Origin of the sequence: Amycolatopsis pithecellobii, from assembly GCF_009707865.1 — a bacterium.
Lineage (GTDB): Bacteria > Actinomycetota > Actinomycetes > Mycobacteriales > Pseudonocardiaceae > Amycolatopsis_E > Amycolatopsis_E pithecellobii.
Map to the genome: position 1 here is coordinate 1 of NZ_WMBA01000073.1, position 17,134 is coordinate 17,134.

The window sequence follows — 17,134 nt, forward strand, 5'->3', positions numbered from 1 at the left end:
GATCGCCGCCGGCAACGGAACCACGCGCGAAACCGACGGCGGCTCCACGGCGAGATGTCCTTTGATGACCGCGGGTACATCGCCTTTGAACGGCGGCCCACCGGTGAGGCATGCGTAGAGCACACAGGCGAGCGCGTACTGATCCGTCCGGCCGTCGAGCGGTTCACCGCGCAGATGCTCGGGCGCGGCATACGTCGGGGACCCCAGGAAATCGCCGCCCCGCGTCCGATGGCCCGTCGCACCACGGCGGGTCAGCCCGAAATCCGCGACATAAACGTGTTCGCGCGCCGATTCCCGGCTCGTGACAAGCACGTTCGCCGGTTTCACATCGAGGTGCACCAGGCCCCGGCTGTGCAGGCTGTCCAGCGCGTCGGCGACCTGGTCCAGCAGGCGCAGCACGCGCTCGGGCGACATCGGGCCCGCCGAAATCAGGCTCGCCAGATCCGCACCGTCAACCAGGCGCATCGCGATGTAATGCATACCGTCGATCTCGCCGAAGTCATACAGCGGAACGACATTGGCATGATCGATCGCCGAGGTGTTACGGGCCTCGGCCACGAAACGCTCACGAAACTCGGCGTCGGCGCCAAGGTGCTCACCGATCACCTTCAAGGCGACCTGGCGCCCAAGCCGGACGTCGGTGGCCTTGTACATGACACTCATGCCGCCCTTGCCGAGCACTCCGTCGATGCGGTAGTTACCCAGCCGGCGACCGGTGAGGTCCCCCGACACATCGCCTGTCACGCAGCGAAGCCTAGCCGCCTTGGCTACGACAGCTTGCGGACGTCCGTCGCCTGGCTACGGCCATCTCGGCCGGCCTGGATCTCGAACTCCACCTTGTCTCCCTCGTCGAGGGTGCGGAATCCGTCGGACTGAATCGCCGAGTAATGCACGAATACGTCAGGGCCATCGGGTGAAGCGATGAACCCGTAGCCCTTTTCGGAATTGAACCACTTGACCGTGCCGACTGCCACGGCGTCCTCCTTGCGAACACTGGGAGACCGCGCCGAACCGGTGTCCCGGATGCGATCACGCTACCGGATTACCAATCCGACCAAAAGTAGGCCGAACGCGATCAACCGGAGGCCGGCCTACGCCACGCGGATCGCCGTGACTGAGGGTCGAATTGGTAACAATGACGCAGCATGGCGCCGGGCAATGGTCAATTATGGAGATTTACGCGCCTGCACCAGAACGGTGCCTGGTCCGGCGAAGTCGAACGCGAGCCCTTCGCCCGTCCTGATCGACTGCGGGCCCGAGGGATCCACCGCACGCAGGCGGCATTGGACAGTGTCCGGATAGGCCAGAAGATGCGGTGGGCGCACGGTGATGAGCGCACCCGCCTCGATCTTGAGCGCGTCGACCGGGCCCGCGCACGCGAGCACGAGCGGACCTGTTCCGCTGTAGTGCTCGAGAAAACCGCCGTCACCGCCGAAAAGGACCTGCAGCGCGCGCCAGCCCGCGTCGACGCGGACGGTCGAGGGCCGCGCGAGAAAGGCCTGTTTCGCGACGTTCCAGCCGACCCGCCCGTCGAGTTCGAGCGGGTACACGTCGCCGGGACCGGCGGGCGCGAGGTCGAGCCAGCCTCCTTCCTTCGGCGCGGTGAACACCGAAGGCTCACCCTTGCCATGCACGCGCAGACCACCGCGTGACTGCCGCGCCTCGGTGATCCCGAAGCTGTTCGCGACCAGGGTGTCGGACACGGCCTGCACCGCCTCGCCGGGCGCCAGACTGACCCGCGCGACACCGAAAGCCGGGGTGTGCCGCGTGTGGACCTGCACCGACTACCTCCGGTGGACAGCGAATCGGGACGGGCAGAGTGTCGCACGCGAAGCGGTCCGGGCAGGATGGTCTCCGTGGTTTCCGTCGACGATTACCGTGCCGAGATCATTTCCCTACTGGGCACCGCGCCCGTGGTGAGCCTTCCGCTGGCGGCCTGCGCGGGGCTTGTGCTGGCGCAGGACGTGCTGGCCGGCGTCTCGTTGCCGCCGTTCGACAACTCGGCGATGGACGGTTACGCCGTGCGCGCCGCGGACGTCGCCGGGGCGAGCAAGGACAGCCCGGTCGAACTGCCCGTCGGCGAAGACATCCCGGCCGGCCGCGTCGACGTGCCCGATCTGCCGCCCGGCACCGCCCACCGGATCATGACGGGTGCCCCGATGCCCCCGGGTGCCGACAGCGTCGTCATGGTCGAACGCACCGACGGTGGGACGGAGCGGGTCCGGATCCACGAGGCGCCGGCGCCCGGCGCGCACATCCGGCACATTGGCGAGGACGTCGCGAAGGGCTCGGTCGCGCTCGGCGCGGGCACCGTGCTCGGGCCTGCGCAGCTCGGCCTGGCCGCGGCGGTCGGGCAGGAGCGGCTGAGCGTGCGGAAACCGTTGCGGGTGCTGGTCGTGTCGACCGGCACGGAGCTGATCGTGCCGCCGCAGGAGCTGCGGCACGGGCAGATCTACGAGTCCAACAGCATCACGCTCGCGACCGCGATCCGCACGCTCGGCTGCGAAGCCGAGATCGTCATGAGCGCCGACGATGTGGCGGAGTTCCGGCAGAACATCGAGCCCCGGCTCGGCGAGTTCGACGTCGTGGTCACCACCGGCGGGGTCAGCGCGGGCGCGTACGAGGTGGTCAAGGACGCACTCGACGGGTTCGGCGTCCACTTCCAGAAGGTCGCGATGCAACCCGGCGGGCCGCAGGGCAACGGCCGCTGGCACGGGGTTCCGGTGGTGACGTTGCCCGGCAACCCGGTGAGCGTGCTGGTGTCGTTCGAGGTGTTTCTGCGCCCGGCGCTGCTGACCGCGCTCGGCCACACCAACGTCGACCGCCACCGCGTCCGGGCGCGGCTGACCGAGGGGCTGCGCTCGCCTGCGGGGCGGCGGCAGTTCCGGCGTGGGTACTACTGGCAGCGACAGGGCGAGGTGACCGGCGAGGTCGGCCCGCGTGGCGGCCCCGGTTCGCATCTGCTCGCCGCGTTCACCCAGGCCAACTGCCTGATCGTGCTACCGGAGGACGTCACCGAGGCGCCGCAAGGCACCGAAGTCGACGTGCTGCTGTTCTGATCATGGGCTTCTTCGCGTGGATCGTGTTCGGGGCGCTGGCCGGGTGGGCGGCGAACCTCGTCATCGGCGGCCCCGACCGGCGACGGCAGGGCTGCCTGGTGAGCGTGCTCGTCGGCGTGGTCGGCGCGGCGCTCGGTGGCCTGCTCTACCGGTTGGTGACCGGCCGCGAGAAGACGTTCGACTTCGACTTCCCGAGCTTCGGGGTCGCCGTGCTCGGCGCCGTGGTGCTGCTCGGCATCCTGCGGCTCGTGGTCGCTCTCACTCGCCGGGGCCCGCGGGCTTGAGCTCGAGTTGCTCGCGGGCGGCGCACACGATCGCGACGGCCGTCGGCAGATCGACCAGCCGCGGGATGGGCACGCTGCAGATGTCCCGCCGCCACTGGTCGAGCAGCTCCCCCAGGCACCCGCGAGGCGGGAAGTCAGCCGCTGTCATGACGGGGTCCTCTCTGCTCTTACTCCGTTCTGCATCGGTTGACACGACTTTGCGTTAACCGATGTGCCCCGCCCGGGTTCCCCCATACAGCGTGCCGAGAGCGCGCCGGTAGCGTGGTTACCCAGATCGACGAACCAACACGCCGGTCAGGGTCCGGTCGATACCAACCGGTGACCTTTGTCAACCCACACGGGAACGTGATGAGCCGCAAATCGGGCAACCCCGTTGCCCACGCACTGCACCTGGCCCGGGAAACGCTTCCACCGATGCATCCGGCAGGCCGCCCGTTCGTCGCCGGTGGCCTCGCCGCGACAGTGCTGCTACGCCGGCTGTCCAAGCCGCTCGGCACGGTCGCCGGGCTGGCCACGCTGGCGACCGCCGCCTTCTTCCGCGAGCCGCGCCGCGTGCCACCGGACCGCGACGGGCTCGCGCTGGCCGCCGCGGACGGCATCGTGTCGCTGATCGAGGAGGCCACCCCGCCGCCCGAACTGGGCCTGCCCGCCGAGCCGCGGATGCGGGTCAGCATCTTCCTGTCCATTTTCGATGTGCATGTCCAGCGCGCCCCCGCGACCGGCAGCGTCGAGCGGATCGCGTACCGCCCCGGCAAGTTCGTCTCCGCGGACCTGGACAAGGCCAGCGACGACAACGAGCGCAACTCGATGCTGTTGCGCACGGTCGACGGCCACGACCTGGTGGTGGTCCAGATAGCGGGACTCGTGGCCCGCCGCATCTTGTGCCAAGCCGCGGAAGGGGACAAGATCTCCGCCGGTCAGACCTACGGGCTGATCCGCTTCGGCTCGCGCGTGGATCTCTACCTCCCCGCGGGTAGCCGGGTGCTGGTCAGCAAGGGCCAGCGCACGATCGGCGGCGAAACCCCGCTCGCCGAGCTCCCCAAGGGGAAGGACTAGAGCATGGTCCGGGTGGTGACCCCGAGCGTGCGGCTGCTGCCGAACGCGATCACGGTGCTCGCGCTGTGTGCGGGCCTGTCGGCGGTGCAGTTCGCGCTGAGCCACGACTACGTGCTGGCGATCGGCGCGATCGGCGTGGCCGCCGTGCTGGACAGCCTCGACGGCCGGATCGCGCGCCTGCTCGATGCGACGTCCAAGATGGGCGCCGAGCTGGACTCGCTGTCCGATGCGATCTCGTTCGGTGTCGCGCCGGCGCTCGTATTGTTCATCTGGCACACCGACACGCAACGCGTCAGCTGGGTGATCTCCCTGGTGTTCGCGGTGTGCATCGTGCTGCGGCTCGCCCGGTTCAACACGCTGCTCGATGTCGAAAAACCGCCGTACGCCAACGAGTTCTTCATTGGCGTGCCGGCGCCCGCCGGTGGTCTGCTGGCACTGCTGCCGCTGATCCTGACGCTCGAGTTCGGCGACGGCTGGTGGTCGAGCAAGCCGGTGGTGTGGGTGTGGACGGTGGCCATCGCGCTGCTGCTGATCAGCCGTATCCCGACGCTGTCGCTCAAGACCGTCAAGGTCCCGGCGAAGGCGATGGCGCCGATGCTCGTCGGGGTCGGGCTGGTGGCCGCGGCGATCATCCAGTACCCGCTGGTCGCACTGGCTGCCGCGCTGGTGCTGTACCTGGTGCACATCCCGTACGCCGTCCGCCGCTACCACTGGCTGGCCAACCACCCGGAGGCGTGGCACGTGCCGCTGCGGGAGCGCCGCGCGATCCGCCGGGCGCGCAGCACCCGCCGGCTGCGGTTGCGGCGGCCGAAGCTCGCCGGCACGGGACGGATTTCGGTCCGGCTGCCGCGTTCCGGCCCCGGCCATGTCGTGCGGGTCCGTACCTTCCCGCCGGACAGCGAGCAACGCAATCGCCGCAGCTGGCGCCGAATCGGCCTCCGGCAGCGCGGCGAGTGACGTCACGAGGCCGTGCTGGCCCCTCTTCAGCACGGCCTCGTTCCGCAACGTCACACCGCGGCCAGTTCGTGCTCGCGGGTGGCTGGGGCGCGGTAGCCGAGACGCCCGCGAGTCGTGACCAGCAGGATGATCGCCGCCGCGGAGAACGCGATGAGCAGGATCAGCATCGAGTCGTCGGCGCGCACCGCGGGGAACATCGCCAGCCAGGCCACCGACATGAAGTTGTTGACGCTGGTGTGCAGGATCATCGCGATCGGCAGGCTTTCCTTGGTGCGGTTGAACACCCACGTCATCACGATGCTGATCGCGGCACAGGACACCAGGAACTCCACGACCTTCAGCGGCCTGACCTCCGGCCAGCCGCCCCATTCGGTCAGGAACAGCGGCAGGTGCCAGCAGCCCCACAGCACACCGAGGAGAATCGTGCCCCGCAGCGCACCGAACCGCGGCTGTAGGTGGGGCAGCGCGAAGTCCCGCCACCCGGGCTCCTCGGCGAGACCCGTCGTGATCATCTGGAACACCAGCCCGACCGCGTAGGCCCCGAGCAACGACGCCGTCGGCAGGTGCCGTTCGGCGGAAAACGGGATGCTCGTGAGGGCGAGCGCGATCGGGACGCCCAGCAGCACCGAGAGGTACCACCGCCAGCTGACCCGCCATTTCAGGAAACGGCCCAGCCATTGCCGCAACCCCGGCCGCCCGTATGCCAGCGCCGTGACGAGGAAGGCCGACAGGATCGGGCCGAGATAGGCACCCGGCAGGACACCCAGCAGCTGCGTGGAGCCCGCGATCACCGGGAAGTGCAACGGCACCAGCCCGAGCCCGTTTTCCGAGAGCACATAAGGAGTCCAGGCCAGCCAGCTCAGTCCGAAGGCGAGCACGAAGAAACTGGTGAGCGGGTAGCGGCCGACAAGACCGCGTCCGTTGTTCACCGCTGACGCCGATGGTGCAGGACGAGCGCGACACCGGAACCCAGTGTCAGCAACCCGAAGGCGCCGCTGATGAACACGCTGAGGCCGATGGCGGACGTGGTCGCGTTGCACACCAAGCTGATCACGAGCAGCACCCACAACAGTGAACGTGTCATCGTGCCGCGGTCAGTGGTCTGGTCCTGTGTGGAATTCGTCATGCCGCTAACGCTAGAAATTTCCGGACGTCGCAGCGATCCCGTCAGCGAGACACTTCGAAGTACAGCAGGCTGTACCCGGTATGGTCCGCGCCGAGGAGGTCCCATGTCGCCGGCCGATACCCGGGCAGCCACGTCACGTTCGTGGGGCGCCCGTGCCCGCGCGGCACTGGACGCGCTCGAGCACCTCATCAGCGGTTTGGGGACGTCCGTGCTCGCGATCGTGGCACTGGTCGTGCTGCTGATCGTCGCGGCGCTGTCCCTGATCGGCGTCGGGCTGCCGCTGGCGCCGCTCGCGCTGCGGATGGTGCACGCCGTCGCCGACCGCGAGCGCGCGCGGCTGACCCGCTGGGGCCCGGACGTGATCAGCCCCGGCCCGCCGCCGGCCCGGCTCTCCGACGCCCTGCGTCATCGCGAGACCCAACGGGAAATCGCCTGGCTGGCGCTGCACGCCATCACCGGGTTCGTGCTCGGCCTGGTGGCGCTGATGATCGCGCTCAGCATCGTGCGGGACGGTCTTTTCCCGCTGTACTGGTACTTGCTGCCGCCCGGCGGAGCCACCCCGTCGCTGGGTCTTTGGGAGGTGCACGACCTGCCGGGCGCGTTCACGGTCTCGTTGCTGGGCGTGGGCTGGGCGTTTCTGGCGGTGGCGGCGCTGCCGTGGCTCTCCCGATTGCAGGCGTTGCCAGGCCGCCGCCTGCTGCGTCCGGGACCGGACACCGACCTCGCGCTGCGGATCGCACACCTGACGGCGACCAGGGCCGCCGCCCTCGACGCGCACACCACCGAACTGCGGCGGATCGAACGGTCGTTGCACGACGGCACACAGAACCGGTTGGTGGCGGTGAACGTGCTGCTCGGTGCGGCCCGGCGCGCGCTGACCCGCGATGCCGCCGAGACCGACCAGATCCTCGGCCGCGCCCAGGACGCCGCGGAACAAGCGCTGGCGGATCTGCGTGCGGTGGTCCGGAGCATCCTGCCGCCGGTGCTCGCGGAGGGCAGCCTGGTCGGCGCTCTCACCACGCTCGCCGCCAACTCCCCCGTGGACGTCCGCATCGACGCCGACCTGCCAGGCCGGTACGCCTCGTCGGTGGAGGCATCGGTGTACTTCATCGTGGCCGAGGCGCTGACGAACATCGCCAAGCACAGCGGCGCACGGCACGCGGTGGTGACCTTGTCCCGCCGGGACGACCTGATCCACGTCGAGGTCGTCGACGACGGCCGCGGCGGCGCGAGCGAAAGCGACGGCTCGGGCCTGAGCGGCATCCGCCGCCGGGTCGAAGCCCAAGACGGAACCTTCACGCTGGCCAGCCCGGCCGGCGGACCGACCACAGTGACGGTGGACCTGCCATGCGGATTGTGATCGCCGAGGACGACCTGCTCCTGCGCGAAGGCGTCGCGCTGCTCCTGCGCGCGGAGTCGCTCGACGTGGTTGCCACCACCGACAACCCGGACGATTTCCTGCGTGCCGTCGACGAGCACGAGCCGGACGTCGCCATCGTCGACGTCCGGATGCCGCCGACGCACACGAAGGAGGGGATCGTCGCCGCCGTCGAAGCCCGGCGGCGACGGCCCGGTCTCGCGGTGCTGGTGCTGTCGGCCTACGTCGAGCAGTCCTTCGCCACCGACCTGCTCGCCGGCGGCAGCGCCCGACTCGGCTACCTGCTGAAAGAGCGGGTTGGGCGGGTGACGGAATTCCTCGACGCGCTGCACCGGGTCGCCGACGGCGGTACCGCGATCGACCCCGAGGTCGTCGCGCAACTCCTGGCCAGGCCCCGATCCGATGACCGGCTGGAGCGGCTGAGCCCGCGCGAGCGCGACGTGCTGGCCCTGATGGCGGAGGGGCTGGGCAACGGCGCCATCGCCGAACGCCTCGTGGTCACCGACGGCGCCGTGCACAAGCACATCCGCAGCATCTTCGCGAAACTCGATCTCGCGCCCGACGACAGTGCCGACCGCCGCGTCACCGCTGTCCTGCGCTACCTGGAAAACGCCCGCACCGTGCCGGGCCGCGCCTAAGGTGAATCCTGTGAGCAGCCCGCAGATCACGTTGACCGTCCGGCACACCCCGTCCGCACTGGACACCCGGCGCGGGGTGGTGCGGCTGCATCCGGAGGTGCTCGACGCGCTGGGCCTGCGAGCCTGGGACGCGGTCCACCTGACCGGCGCCCGGCGCAGTGCCGCGCTCGCCGCGCCGGCCGAAGCGGGAAACCCGCCGGGGACCGTGCTCGCGGACGACGTGACGATGTCGAATCTCGGTGTCACCGAGGGGACCGAAATCGTGGTGGCCCGCGCGGAGGTGGCTGCCGCCCGGTCGGTCACCGTCGCCGGGTCCCGGCTGGCGAGCGTCTCGGTCTCACCGCACACCCTGCGGCTCGCGCTGATCGGCAAGGTCATCACGGTCGGCGACGCGGTTTCCTTGTTACCACAGGATCTCGCGCCACCGCCCGGCGCGGATGCGGCGTCGGTGCGCGGGCAGCTGTCCCGCACGATCGGCGCCACCTGGACCACCGAGCTGCTGACGGTGACCGCGACCGAACCGGCGGGGCCGGTCGCGATCGGTCAGTCCACAGTGGTCAGCTGGCGGGACGGCGCGACCACGCCCGCCCCGCCGCCCGTCGCGGCGCCGCCGGTCCTCGAGGAGGACGGAGAAACGGTGCCGCTGACGGATCTGGTTGGTGCGCAAGCACAAGCGAAGGCGCTCGCCGAGTGGTTCGATCTCGCGTTCCGTCGTCCCGAGTTGCTGGCCCGCCTCGGCACGACGGCCCGGCTCGGGGTGCTGCTGTCCGGGCCGGAAGGCGTCGGCAAGTCGACGCTCGTGCGTTCGGTCGCGCAGGCGGAGAAGGTGCGCGTGCTCAGCCTCGCCGCGCCCAATATCGCCGTGCTGGAGCCGAATGCGGCCGCCGCCGCGCTGCGAGAAGCGATCACACAGGCGAGCTCCGGCGAGCCGACGGTGCTGTTGCTCGCCGATGTCGACGCACTGCTGCCGGCGAGCAACCAGCCTCCACTCGCGACGATCGTGCTCGACGAGTTGCGGACCGCACTGGGCAAACCCGGTCTCGCGCTCATCGCGACCACAGCCCATCCCGAAGCCTGTGACTCCCGGCTGCGTGGTCCTGATCTGCTGGACCGGGAGCTGTCGATTCCCTTACCGGACGGGAAGGGCCGCACCGAGCTGCTGCGGATCCTGCTCCGCGACGTGCCTGTCGAGTCCGGTGTGGACTGTGGTGCACTGGCGGAGAAGACGCCCGGTTTCGTGGCGGCCGATCTCATCGCACTGCGCCGTGACGCCGCCGTACGCGCCGCGCTTCGCCAGCGCGATGCCGAGGAGCCCCGGATCTCCCAGCAGGATCTGCTCGCCGCGCTCACCACCGTCCGTCCTATTTCGATGTCCACTTCGGACACACTGTCGACCGGCGGGATCAGCCTTGACGACGTCGGTGACATGACCGAAGTCAAGCAGTCGCTCACCGAAGCCGTGCTGTGGCCGCTGCGCTACCCGGACTCCTTTGCCCGCCTTGGGGTCGCGCCGCCGCGCGGGGTGCTGTTGTACGGCCCGCCCGGCGGCGGGAAGACGTTCCTGGTGCGGGCACTGGCCGGTACCGGCGCGTTGAGTGTGTTCGCGGTCAAGGGCGCCGAGCTGCTCGACAAGTGGGTGGGCGAATCCGAGCGTGCCGTCCGTGAACTGTTCCGCCGCGCCGCGGAAGCCGCGCCGTCTCTGGTGTTCCTCGACGAGATCGACGCGCTTGCCCCGCGGCGCGGCCAGTCCAGCGACTCCGGGGTGGCCGACCGGGTGGTCGCCGCGCTGCTCACCGAACTCGACGGCGTGGAGCCGATGCGTGATGTCGTGGTGCTCGGCGCGACCAACCGGCCCGATCTGGTGGACCCGGCGCTGCTGCGGCCGGGACGGCTGGAGCGGCTGGTGTACGTGCCGCCGCCGGACGCCGGCGCGCGAGCGGACATCCTCCGCGCGACCGCGAGGAACACCCCGCTCGCGTCCGATGTAGACCTGACCGAGCTCGCGTCCACTTTGGATGGTTACTCGGCGGCGGACTGTGCGGCACTCATCCGGGAGGCGGCACTGACCGCGATGCGGGAGTCACTGGACGCGACCGAGGTGACGGCGGCGCACCTGACCACGGCACGCTCGGTCATCCGCCCGTCACTCGACCCCGCTCAGGTGGCGGCGCTGGCCGCCTACGCCGAGCAGCGCCAGTAGCCGTCAGGAACCCTTGACGCGCAAGCCCTGATAGTCGTTGGTGACGATGACGATCACCCCGGGGCTCGAGTTCTGGATCCCTTCGAACCGGCCGTCGGCCTTCATCGCGAACGACGTCGCGATCGCCTTCGCCGCGGTCTCCTCGTCCGTGCCGGGCGTGTAGAACGCGGTCGTGGTCGGGATGACCCCGTACGGGTAGTTCGACACCTCGGCGACGTTCCAGCCGTCGGCCCGCAGGTCGGCGGCGGCGCGTGCGGCGAGCCCGTGAATCGTGCTGTTGTTGTAGACCCGCACCGGCACCCACTTGGCGGCGGCCTGGTCGCCGGGCACCCCGCCGTTCGGCGCCGGCGTCGCCGCACCCGCCGGAGCGGACGGCGACGCGGCGCTCGTGCTCGGCGGCTGCGCGCTCGTCGACGGCGGCGCGGACGACGCGGGCGGCGGCACGCTGCCCTCGCCCGGGCCGGACGGCGACGGGGCGGCGGAAGTCGTCGGTGCAGCCGTGTTGTCGGGACCGCCGGACACCGCGGTCACGATGCCGACGATCGCGGCACCCGCGGCGATCGCGAGCAGTACGACACCGGCCAGGCGCATCGGCCGGGACAAGCCCTGGAAGAAGTTCATCGCCCCTCGATCCCCAGCCGCCGGGCCACCCGCTTGCGTGCCCGCGTCGTGCGCAACTTCCGCAGCCGCTTCACCAGCATCGGATCGGCCTGCAACGCCTCGGGTTTTTCGAGCAGCTGGTTGAGCAGCTGGTAGTAGCGGGTCGGCGAGAGGTTGAACTGCTTACGAATTCCCTCTTCCTTGGCCCCAGCGTGACGCCACCATTGGCGCTCGAAGGCCAGGATCGCCACCTCGCGCTCCGACAGACCGGTGGGACCGGGCGGGGACGGCCGTCCGCCGGCCATCGACTCCGCGGCGTCCATCAGACTCCTCAAATCACCGAAGAACACGGTTGTCATTCCGCCGCGTCATTCAACCATGGGCGGGGGTCTCCGGTGCGGGATCACGGCCCGGCGCGTCACGGTGCGCCGGTAGGTACGATCGCCGATTGTGACGATTCACCCCATCCGCATCGCCGGCGATCCGGTGCTGCACCACCCCACGCGTGAGGTCGACAAGTTCGACGACGAGCTGCGCACCCTCGTCGACGACATGTTCGAGACCATGTACGCCGCCGAGGGGGTCGGTCTCGCCGCCAACCAGATCGGCATCGCCCTGCGGCTGTTCGTCTACGACTGCCCCGACGACGAAGGTGTCCGGCACAAGGGCGTCGTGGTGAACCCGAAGCTGGAGACCTCGGAGATCCCGGAAACCATGCCGGACCCCGACGACGACTGGGAAGGCTGCCTGTCGGCCCCCGGCGAGTCGTACCCGACGGGCCGCGCGAAGTGGGCGAAGGTCACCGGGGCCGATGTCGAGGGCAACCCGATCGAGGTGGAGGGCACCGGCTACTTCGCCCGCTGCCTGCAGCACGAGACCGACCACCTCGACGGGTACCTGTACCTGGACCGGCTCATCGGCAGGCACGCGCGGGACGCGAAGCGGATGCTCAAGCGGAACGACTGGGGCGTGCCGGGCCTGTCCTGGCTGCCGCCGAAGGAACCGCGGGACTGACGGCTACTTCTCGCACACCACCCCGTCCCCGTCGCGGTCGAGCTTCCCGGTCGAACTGTCCACATTGGTCAATCCTGGTCCCGGCATCGACACACGCGCTCACCACGGCGCGAGAGACATTGCGGTTGCCGAACTACCGGCTCGTGACCGTGACGCAGTCGCTCCGTTTGGCGGCCGAGACAGCTCGGTCGCGCGCCGCGCCTGCTGGGCGGTCACCGGCCCCGGCCTGTCACTCGCCTTCATCGCCGTACTGGCGGCGTTCGGCCTGGGCGACCGTTCGCCCACGGTGAAAGCGGCGCACGACGGCAGAACGCGGGCGCACACTGGCCAGTAACCGCAGCCGCGAAGCGGCTTCCGCCAGGGGTGGTGGTCGGGCTGGCGGGTGGGAGTAAGCGTGTAATCGAAGGGGTGGTCGCGATGGATGACTCCGACGCCCTCGATGCCTATTCGCGGACGGTCAGCACGGTCGCGGCGGAGGTCACCCCGCACGTCGCGAGCCTGCGCCTGGCGCGGGGCGGCGGTTCGGGTGTCGTCTTCGCGGACGACGGATACTTGATCACCAACGCGCATGTCGTCGGCCGGGACCGGCACGGGGTGGCGACGTTTTCCGATGGCACGGAAGCGGATTTCACCGTCGTGGGCGCCGATCCGCTGTCGGATCTCGCGGTGGTGCGGGTCAAGGAAGCGCCTGCCCCGGCCACTCTCGGGGACGCGGACAAGCTCGTCGTCGGTCAGCTGGTGGTCGCGGTCGGCAGCCCGCTCGGGCTCGCCGGGTCGGTGACGGCCGGGGTGGTCAGCGCGCTCGGCCGGGCGCTGCCGGTGCGCACGGCGCGGGCCGGGCGGGTGATCGAGAACGTGATCCAGACCGACGCCGCGCTGAACCCCGGCAACTCGGGTGGGGCGCTCGCGGATTCGAGCGGGCGCGTGGTGGGGGTGAACACCGCGGTCGCCGGGATCGGGCTGGGCATGGCGGTGCCGGTCAACGCCACGACCCGGCGCATCGTCGACACGTTGCTCGTCGAAGGCAAGGTGCGGCGGGCGTACCTCGGTGTGGTGGGCGTCCCGGCGCCGCTGCCGGACGATGTGGCCGAACACACGGGCCAGCGGGCTGGGCTGCGGGTGGTCGAGGTCGTGCCCGGCGGGCCTGCCGCTCAGGCGGGACTGCACGCGGGCGACCTGGTGCTGACCGTGGGCCGGTCGCGGGTGGCCGACGCGCAGGACATCCAGCGGCAGCTGTTCGGCGAAGTCATCGGTACCCGGTTGCCGATCACGGTGTTGCGCAACGGCGCGATGGTCGACGTTGTCGCGGCGCCCACGGAGCTTCCCGGCTGACGCACTTGTCCTTCCCGCGTCCGCATGGCATGGTCGAAGCACAACAGAAATCGCGGGAGCTCGCGCCTTGGCGGGCTGAGAGGGTGACTGGTAATCCGTCCGGATTCCGGTGTCACCGACCGCCGAACCTGACCGGGTAATGCCGGCGTAGGGAGTGACTCTGCTTTGACGACCTTGGAGAACAACGCTTCGGTCAGCGTCACCACAGGTCCGATCACCGGGTCACGAAAGGTCTACCACGCAACCGAATCCGGGCTTCGTGTGCCCGCGAGGCGGATCGACCTTTCGAATGGTGATCACTTCGATGTCTACGACACTTCCGGCCCGTACACGGATCCGGATGCCCGGATCGATGTCCACAGTGGACTGAAGCCGTTGCGTGACGGCTGGTCACAGGAGCACAACACCCAGCTCGGCTGGGCAAAAGCGGGCGTGATCACGCGCGAGATGGAGTTCGTCGCGGCGCGCGAGCGGCTCAGCCCGGAGTTCGTGCGGGACGAGGTCGCCCGCGGCCGCGCGGTGATTCCGGTCAACCGCAGGCATCCCGAGAGCGAACCGATGATCATCGGGAAGAACTTCCTGGTGAAGGTCAACGCGAACATGGGGAACTCGGCCGTGTGGTCCTCAGTGGAGGAAGAGGTCGACAAGATGGTGTGGGCCACCCGATGGGGCGCCGACACGATCATGGACCTGTCCACCGGTAAGCGCATTCACGAGACCCGCGAATGGATCGTGCGCAACTCGCCGGTGCCCGTCGGCACGGTGCCGATCTACCAGGCGCTGGAAAAGGTCGACGGGGAACCGGAAAAACTGTCCTGGGAGGTCTACCGGGACACCGTGATCGAGCAGTGCGAGCAGGGCGTCGACTACATGACCGTGCACGCCGGGGTGCTGCTGCGGTACGTCCCGCTCACCGCGAACCGCGTCACCGGCATCGTGTCGCGCGGCGGGTCGATCATGGCCGCGTGGTGCCTCGCGCATCACCAGGAATCCTTCCTGTACACGCATTTCGAGGAACTCTGCGAGATCCTCCGCCAGTATGACGTCACGTTCTCGCTCGGGGACGGCTTGCGTCCGGGCTCGATCGCGGACGCCAACGACCGGGCGCAGTTCGCCGAGCTGGAAACGTTGGGTGAGCTGACTCATATCGCGCGCGAACATGACGTGCAGGTGATGATCGAAGGCCCCGGTCACGTGCCGATGCACAAGATCAAGGAGAACGTCGAACTGGAGGAGCGGTTGTGCGGCGAGGCGCCGTTCTACACGCTCGGTCCACTTGCGACGGACATCGCGCCGGCGTACGACCACATCACGTCGGCGATCGGCGCGGCCCAGATCGGTTGGTATGGCACGGCGATGCTGTGCTACGTCACACCGAAGGAGCACCTGGGCCTGCCGAACCGGGACGACGTGAAGACCGGCGTGATCACGTACAAGATCGCCGCGCACAGCGCCGACCTGGCGAAGGGGCACCAGTACGCGCAGGACTGGGATGACGAGCTTTCCAAGGCCCGCTTCGAGTTTCGCTGGAACGACCAGTTCAACCTGGCGCTCGACCCCGACACCGCTCGCTCCTTCCATGACGAGACGCTGCCCGCCGAGCCGGCGAAGACCGCGCATTTCTGCTCGATGTGCGGGCCGAAGTTCTGCTCGATGCGCATCACCCAGGATGTGCGCAAGTACGCCGAGGAACACGGTCTGTCCACTGTGGATGCGATCGAGGCGGGGATGCAGGCGAAGTCGGACGAGTTCGGGAAGCGCGGCAACCAGGTTTACCTGCCGGTAGTGGACTGATGGCCGGAACGCCACGGACTGCCCTCACCATCGCCGGATCGGATTCCGGTGGTGGTGCGGGCATCCAGGCCGATCTGCGGACGTTCTTCGCCTGCGGAGTGCACGGGATGACCGCGATCACGGCAGTCACCGTGCAGAATTCGCTTGGCGTGCAAGGCTTCACGGAGATCCCGCCCGAGGTGGTGGCCGCCCAGATCAAGGCGGTTGCCGATGATATGGGTGTGGACGCGGCGAAGACCGGAATGCTGGCGACCGTGGAGATCATCGAAGCGGTGGCCGGGACCCTGGATGATGTCCGCATTGGACGGTCGGCGGAGACGCCGCTGGTCGTGGACCCGGTCGCGGCTTCGATGACCGGGCATCCGTTGCTGCGCGAGGAAGCACTGGAGGCGATCCGCACCGAGCTGTTCCCGCGGGCCACCCTGATCACCCCGAATCTCGACGAGGTGCGGTTGCTGACCGGGGTGGAGGTGACGGACCGGGACAGCCAGCGCCGCGCGGCGGATGCGTTGCTGGCGTTCGGGTCCCAATATGTGCTGGTCAAGGGCGGGCATCTGGAGTCGGATCCGGATTGTGTCGACCTACTCTCGGATGGCGTGCAGTACATCCAGTTGAAGGGCCCGCGTTACCAGACGAAGAACACCCACGGCGGCGGTGACACTCTCGCGTCGGCGATCACGGCTTCGCTGGCTCAAGATCTCGGTGTGCCTGATGCTGTCGCCGAGGGGAAGCGGTTCATCGAACGGTCGGTGCTGGACGCTTACGAGCTGGGTGCCGGTGTCGGTCCGGTGTCACCATTCTGGCGGCTGCGACACTAGGGACCATGGTTGCTAGTGCGCTGACGATCGCGGGCTCGGATTCCGGTGGGGCGGCGGGTTTGCAGGCCGACCTGCGAACATTCCTGACGTGCGGGGTGCACGGCCTGGTCGCGGTCACGGCGGTGACGGTGCAGAACACACTGGGCGTGCACGATCGATCGGACATCCCGCCAAATATCGTGGCAGGCCAAATCGAGGCCGTTGCCGCCGATATGGGGGTGGGCGCGGCCAAAACAGGCATGCTCGCCTCGGCGGAGATCATCAAAGCGGTGGCCGATGCCTGTGACGATGCGAACATCGGCCGTGACAACGTGACCCCATTCGTCGTGGACCCGGTCGCCGCGTCCATGCACGGCAAGCCACTATTCGATGATGCCGGCCTGACAGCGTTGCGGGAGCTACTGCTTCCCCGGGCGACGGTGCTGACTCCGAACCTGGACGAGGTGCGCCTGCTGACCGGCCGAACGGTCACCGGCCGGGAAGACATGCACGAGGCAGCGATCGCCCTGCACGCTCTGGGGCCGAACTATGTGCTGGTCAAAAGTGGACACTTGACGCACGATCCAGAATGCGTCGACCTTCTGTTTGACGGCAAGACTTTCCTGGAACTCCCCGGCCCCCGCATCGCCACGCCACACACCCACGGCGCCGGAGACTCCATGGCAGCGGCGCTGACAGCAGGCCTGGCACGCGGCATGACCGTGCCCGAGGCCGCAAAGTTCGGAAAGTGGTTCGTCGGCAACGCAGTAGCGAACGCATACCCGATGGGTCAGAAGGTTGGCCCAGTGTCAGCCTTTTGGCGCCTGGCTCCGGAAGACCGGTAGTCGCCACCACGCGAAACCGGCGCGGGGCAACGCAGCCGAACCAAACGCACAACT

21 protein-coding genes are annotated in these 17,134 nt (G+C 69.1%); 12 read left to right on the plus strand and 9 right to left on the minus strand.

Annotated features, from left to right (window positions below; all coding sequences use genetic code 11):
* The 3 genes from GKO32_RS32275 to GKO32_RS32285 form a co-directional block, all read right to left on the minus strand.
* On the minus strand, positions 1 to 744 hold a 744-nt coding region (locus GKO32_RS32275), incomplete at its 3' end, for a serine/threonine-protein kinase (protein ID WP_312868937.1).
* Between the two features lie 23 nt (positions 745 to 767).
* On the minus strand, positions 768 to 974 hold the full coding sequence (locus tag GKO32_RS32280) for a cold-shock protein (protein WP_312868938.1): 207 nt from the start codon (positions 972 to 974) through the stop codon (positions 768 to 770).
* Positions 975 to 1,166: 192 nt separating this feature from the next.
* A complete protein-coding gene (locus GKO32_RS32285) occupies positions 1,167 to 1,781 on the minus strand; it encodes an AIM24 family protein (RefSeq protein WP_312868939.1) in 615 nt (204 codons plus the stop codon).
* A 75-nt stretch (positions 1,782 to 1,856) separates the two neighbouring features.
* Between GKO32_RS32285 and moeA the strand changes: the two genes are divergently transcribed.
* Entirely contained in the window at positions 1,857 to 3,059 is a 1,203-nt protein-coding gene (gene moeA, locus GKO32_RS32290) for a molybdopterin molybdotransferase MoeA (RefSeq protein ID WP_312868940.1), read from the plus strand.
* 2 nt (positions 3,060 to 3,061) lie between these two features.
* Positions 3,062 to 3,343, plus strand: a complete 282-nt coding sequence (locus GKO32_RS32295) for a GlsB/YeaQ/YmgE family stress response membrane protein (RefSeq protein WP_154760698.1) — start codon at positions 3,062 to 3,064, stop codon at positions 3,341 to 3,343.
* Here the strand turns inward: GKO32_RS32295 and GKO32_RS32300 are convergent.
* Complete coding sequence (locus GKO32_RS32300; protein ID WP_154760699.1) at positions 3,318 to 3,491, minus strand: hypothetical protein; 174 nt, start codon at positions 3,489 to 3,491, stop codon at positions 3,318 to 3,320. The genes GKO32_RS32295 and GKO32_RS32300 overlap by 26 nt on opposite strands.
* Before the next feature lie 200 nt (positions 3,492 to 3,691).
* On the opposite strand from GKO32_RS32300, the gene GKO32_RS32305 reads away from it, so the two are divergent.
* Positions 3,692 to 4,399 (plus strand): phosphatidylserine decarboxylase, encoded by a 708-nt coding sequence (locus GKO32_RS32305; RefSeq protein WP_154760700.1) that lies wholly within the window; start codon positions 3,692 to 3,694, stop codon positions 4,397 to 4,399.
* Positions 4,400 to 4,402: 3 nt separating this feature from the next.
* The gene (gene pssA, locus GKO32_RS32310) at positions 4,403 to 5,356 is read left to right on the plus strand and encodes a CDP-diacylglycerol--serine O-phosphatidyltransferase (RefSeq protein WP_154760701.1); all 954 of its coding nucleotides are present in this window, start codon (positions 4,403 to 4,405) and stop codon (positions 5,354 to 5,356) included.
* Between the two features lie 50 nt (positions 5,357 to 5,406).
* Here the strand turns inward: pssA and GKO32_RS40320 are convergent, their stop codons facing one another.
* Both GKO32_RS40320 and GKO32_RS32320 read right to left on the minus strand, forming a co-directional pair.
* Positions 5,407 to 6,285 carry a CPBP family intramembrane glutamic endopeptidase gene (locus GKO32_RS40320; protein ID WP_312868941.1) on the minus strand — a complete coding sequence of 293 codons (879 nt, stop codon included), beginning with the start codon at positions 6,283 to 6,285 and terminating at the stop codon, positions 5,407 to 5,409.
* Positions 6,282 to 6,482: a hypothetical protein gene (locus GKO32_RS32320; RefSeq protein WP_154760702.1), complete on the minus strand. Its 201-nt coding sequence runs from the start codon at positions 6,480 to 6,482 to the stop codon at positions 6,282 to 6,284. The genes GKO32_RS40320 and GKO32_RS32320 overlap by 4 nt, the downstream gene beginning before the upstream one ends.
* A gap of 103 nt (positions 6,483 to 6,585) precedes the next feature.
* On the opposite strand from GKO32_RS32320, the gene GKO32_RS32325 reads away from it, so the two are divergent.
* From GKO32_RS32325 to GKO32_RS32335, 3 genes are read left to right on the plus strand one after another with little or no spacing between them, the layout of a single operon-like run.
* A complete protein-coding gene (locus GKO32_RS32325; protein ID WP_154760703.1) occupies positions 6,586 to 7,842 on the plus strand; it encodes a sensor histidine kinase in 1,257 nt (418 codons plus the stop codon).
* On the plus strand, positions 7,830 to 8,498 hold the full coding sequence (locus GKO32_RS32330; RefSeq protein WP_154760704.1) for a response regulator transcription factor: 669 nt from the start codon (positions 7,830 to 7,832) through the stop codon (positions 8,496 to 8,498). The genes GKO32_RS32325 and GKO32_RS32330 overlap by 13 nt, the downstream gene beginning before the upstream one ends.
* A gap of 10 nt (positions 8,499 to 8,508) precedes the next feature.
* The gene (locus GKO32_RS32335) at positions 8,509 to 10,698 is read left to right on the plus strand and encodes an AAA family ATPase (protein WP_312868942.1); all 2,190 of its coding nucleotides are present in this window, start codon (positions 8,509 to 8,511) and stop codon (positions 10,696 to 10,698) included.
* A gap of 3 nt (positions 10,699 to 10,701) precedes the next feature.
* Here GKO32_RS32335 and GKO32_RS32340 read toward each other — a convergent pair whose 3' ends face one another.
* Together GKO32_RS32340 and GKO32_RS32345 are read right to left on the minus strand one after the other, a co-directional pair.
* Positions 10,702 to 11,319, minus strand: coding sequence for a LytR C-terminal domain-containing protein (locus GKO32_RS32340; RefSeq protein WP_154760705.1), 618 nt, complete (start codon positions 11,317 to 11,319; stop codon positions 10,702 to 10,704).
* Positions 11,316 to 11,621, minus strand: coding sequence for a DUF3263 domain-containing protein (locus tag GKO32_RS32345; protein ID WP_154760706.1), 306 nt, complete (start codon positions 11,619 to 11,621; stop codon positions 11,316 to 11,318). Before GKO32_RS32345 ends, GKO32_RS32340 begins: the two co-directional genes overlap by 4 nt.
* Before the next feature lie 127 nt (positions 11,622 to 11,748).
* On the opposite strand from GKO32_RS32345, the gene GKO32_RS32350 reads away from it, so the two are divergent.
* Positions 11,749 to 12,312: a peptide deformylase gene (locus GKO32_RS32350; protein WP_312868943.1), complete on the plus strand. Its 564-nt coding sequence runs from the start codon at positions 11,749 to 11,751 to the stop codon at positions 12,310 to 12,312.
* Between the two features lie 3 nt (positions 12,313 to 12,315).
* Here GKO32_RS32350 and GKO32_RS40695 read toward each other — a convergent pair whose 3' ends face one another.
* Positions 12,316 to 12,399 (minus strand): excalibur calcium-binding domain-containing protein, encoded by an 84-nt coding sequence (locus tag GKO32_RS40695; protein WP_376766021.1) that lies wholly within the window; start codon positions 12,397 to 12,399, stop codon positions 12,316 to 12,318.
* A gap of 330 nt (positions 12,400 to 12,729) precedes the next feature.
* Between GKO32_RS40695 and GKO32_RS32360 the strand changes: the two genes are divergently transcribed.
* The 4 genes from GKO32_RS32360 (at position 12,730) to thiD (GKO32_RS32375) (ending at position 17,080) form a co-directional block, all read left to right on the plus strand.
* Positions 12,730 to 13,644 carry a S1C family serine protease gene (locus tag GKO32_RS32360; protein WP_154760708.1) on the plus strand — a complete coding sequence of 305 codons (915 nt, stop codon included), beginning with the start codon at positions 12,730 to 12,732 and terminating at the stop codon, positions 13,642 to 13,644.
* 165 nt (positions 13,645 to 13,809) lie between these two features.
* Entirely contained in the window at positions 13,810 to 15,438 is a 1,629-nt protein-coding gene (gene thiC, locus GKO32_RS32365) for a phosphomethylpyrimidine synthase ThiC (RefSeq protein ID WP_281354433.1), read from the plus strand.
* Positions 15,438 to 16,256: a bifunctional hydroxymethylpyrimidine kinase/phosphomethylpyrimidine kinase gene (gene thiD / locus GKO32_RS32370; protein ID WP_154760709.1), complete on the plus strand. Its 819-nt coding sequence runs from the start codon at positions 15,438 to 15,440 to the stop codon at positions 16,254 to 16,256. The genes thiC and thiD (GKO32_RS32370) overlap by 1 nt, the downstream gene beginning before the upstream one ends.
* Positions 16,257 to 16,261: 5 nt before the next feature.
* A complete protein-coding gene (thiD, locus tag GKO32_RS32375) occupies positions 16,262 to 17,080 on the plus strand; it encodes a bifunctional hydroxymethylpyrimidine kinase/phosphomethylpyrimidine kinase (RefSeq protein WP_154760710.1) in 819 nt (272 codons plus the stop codon).
* The last annotated feature ends 54 nt before the right edge of the window (positions 17,081 to 17,134 follow it).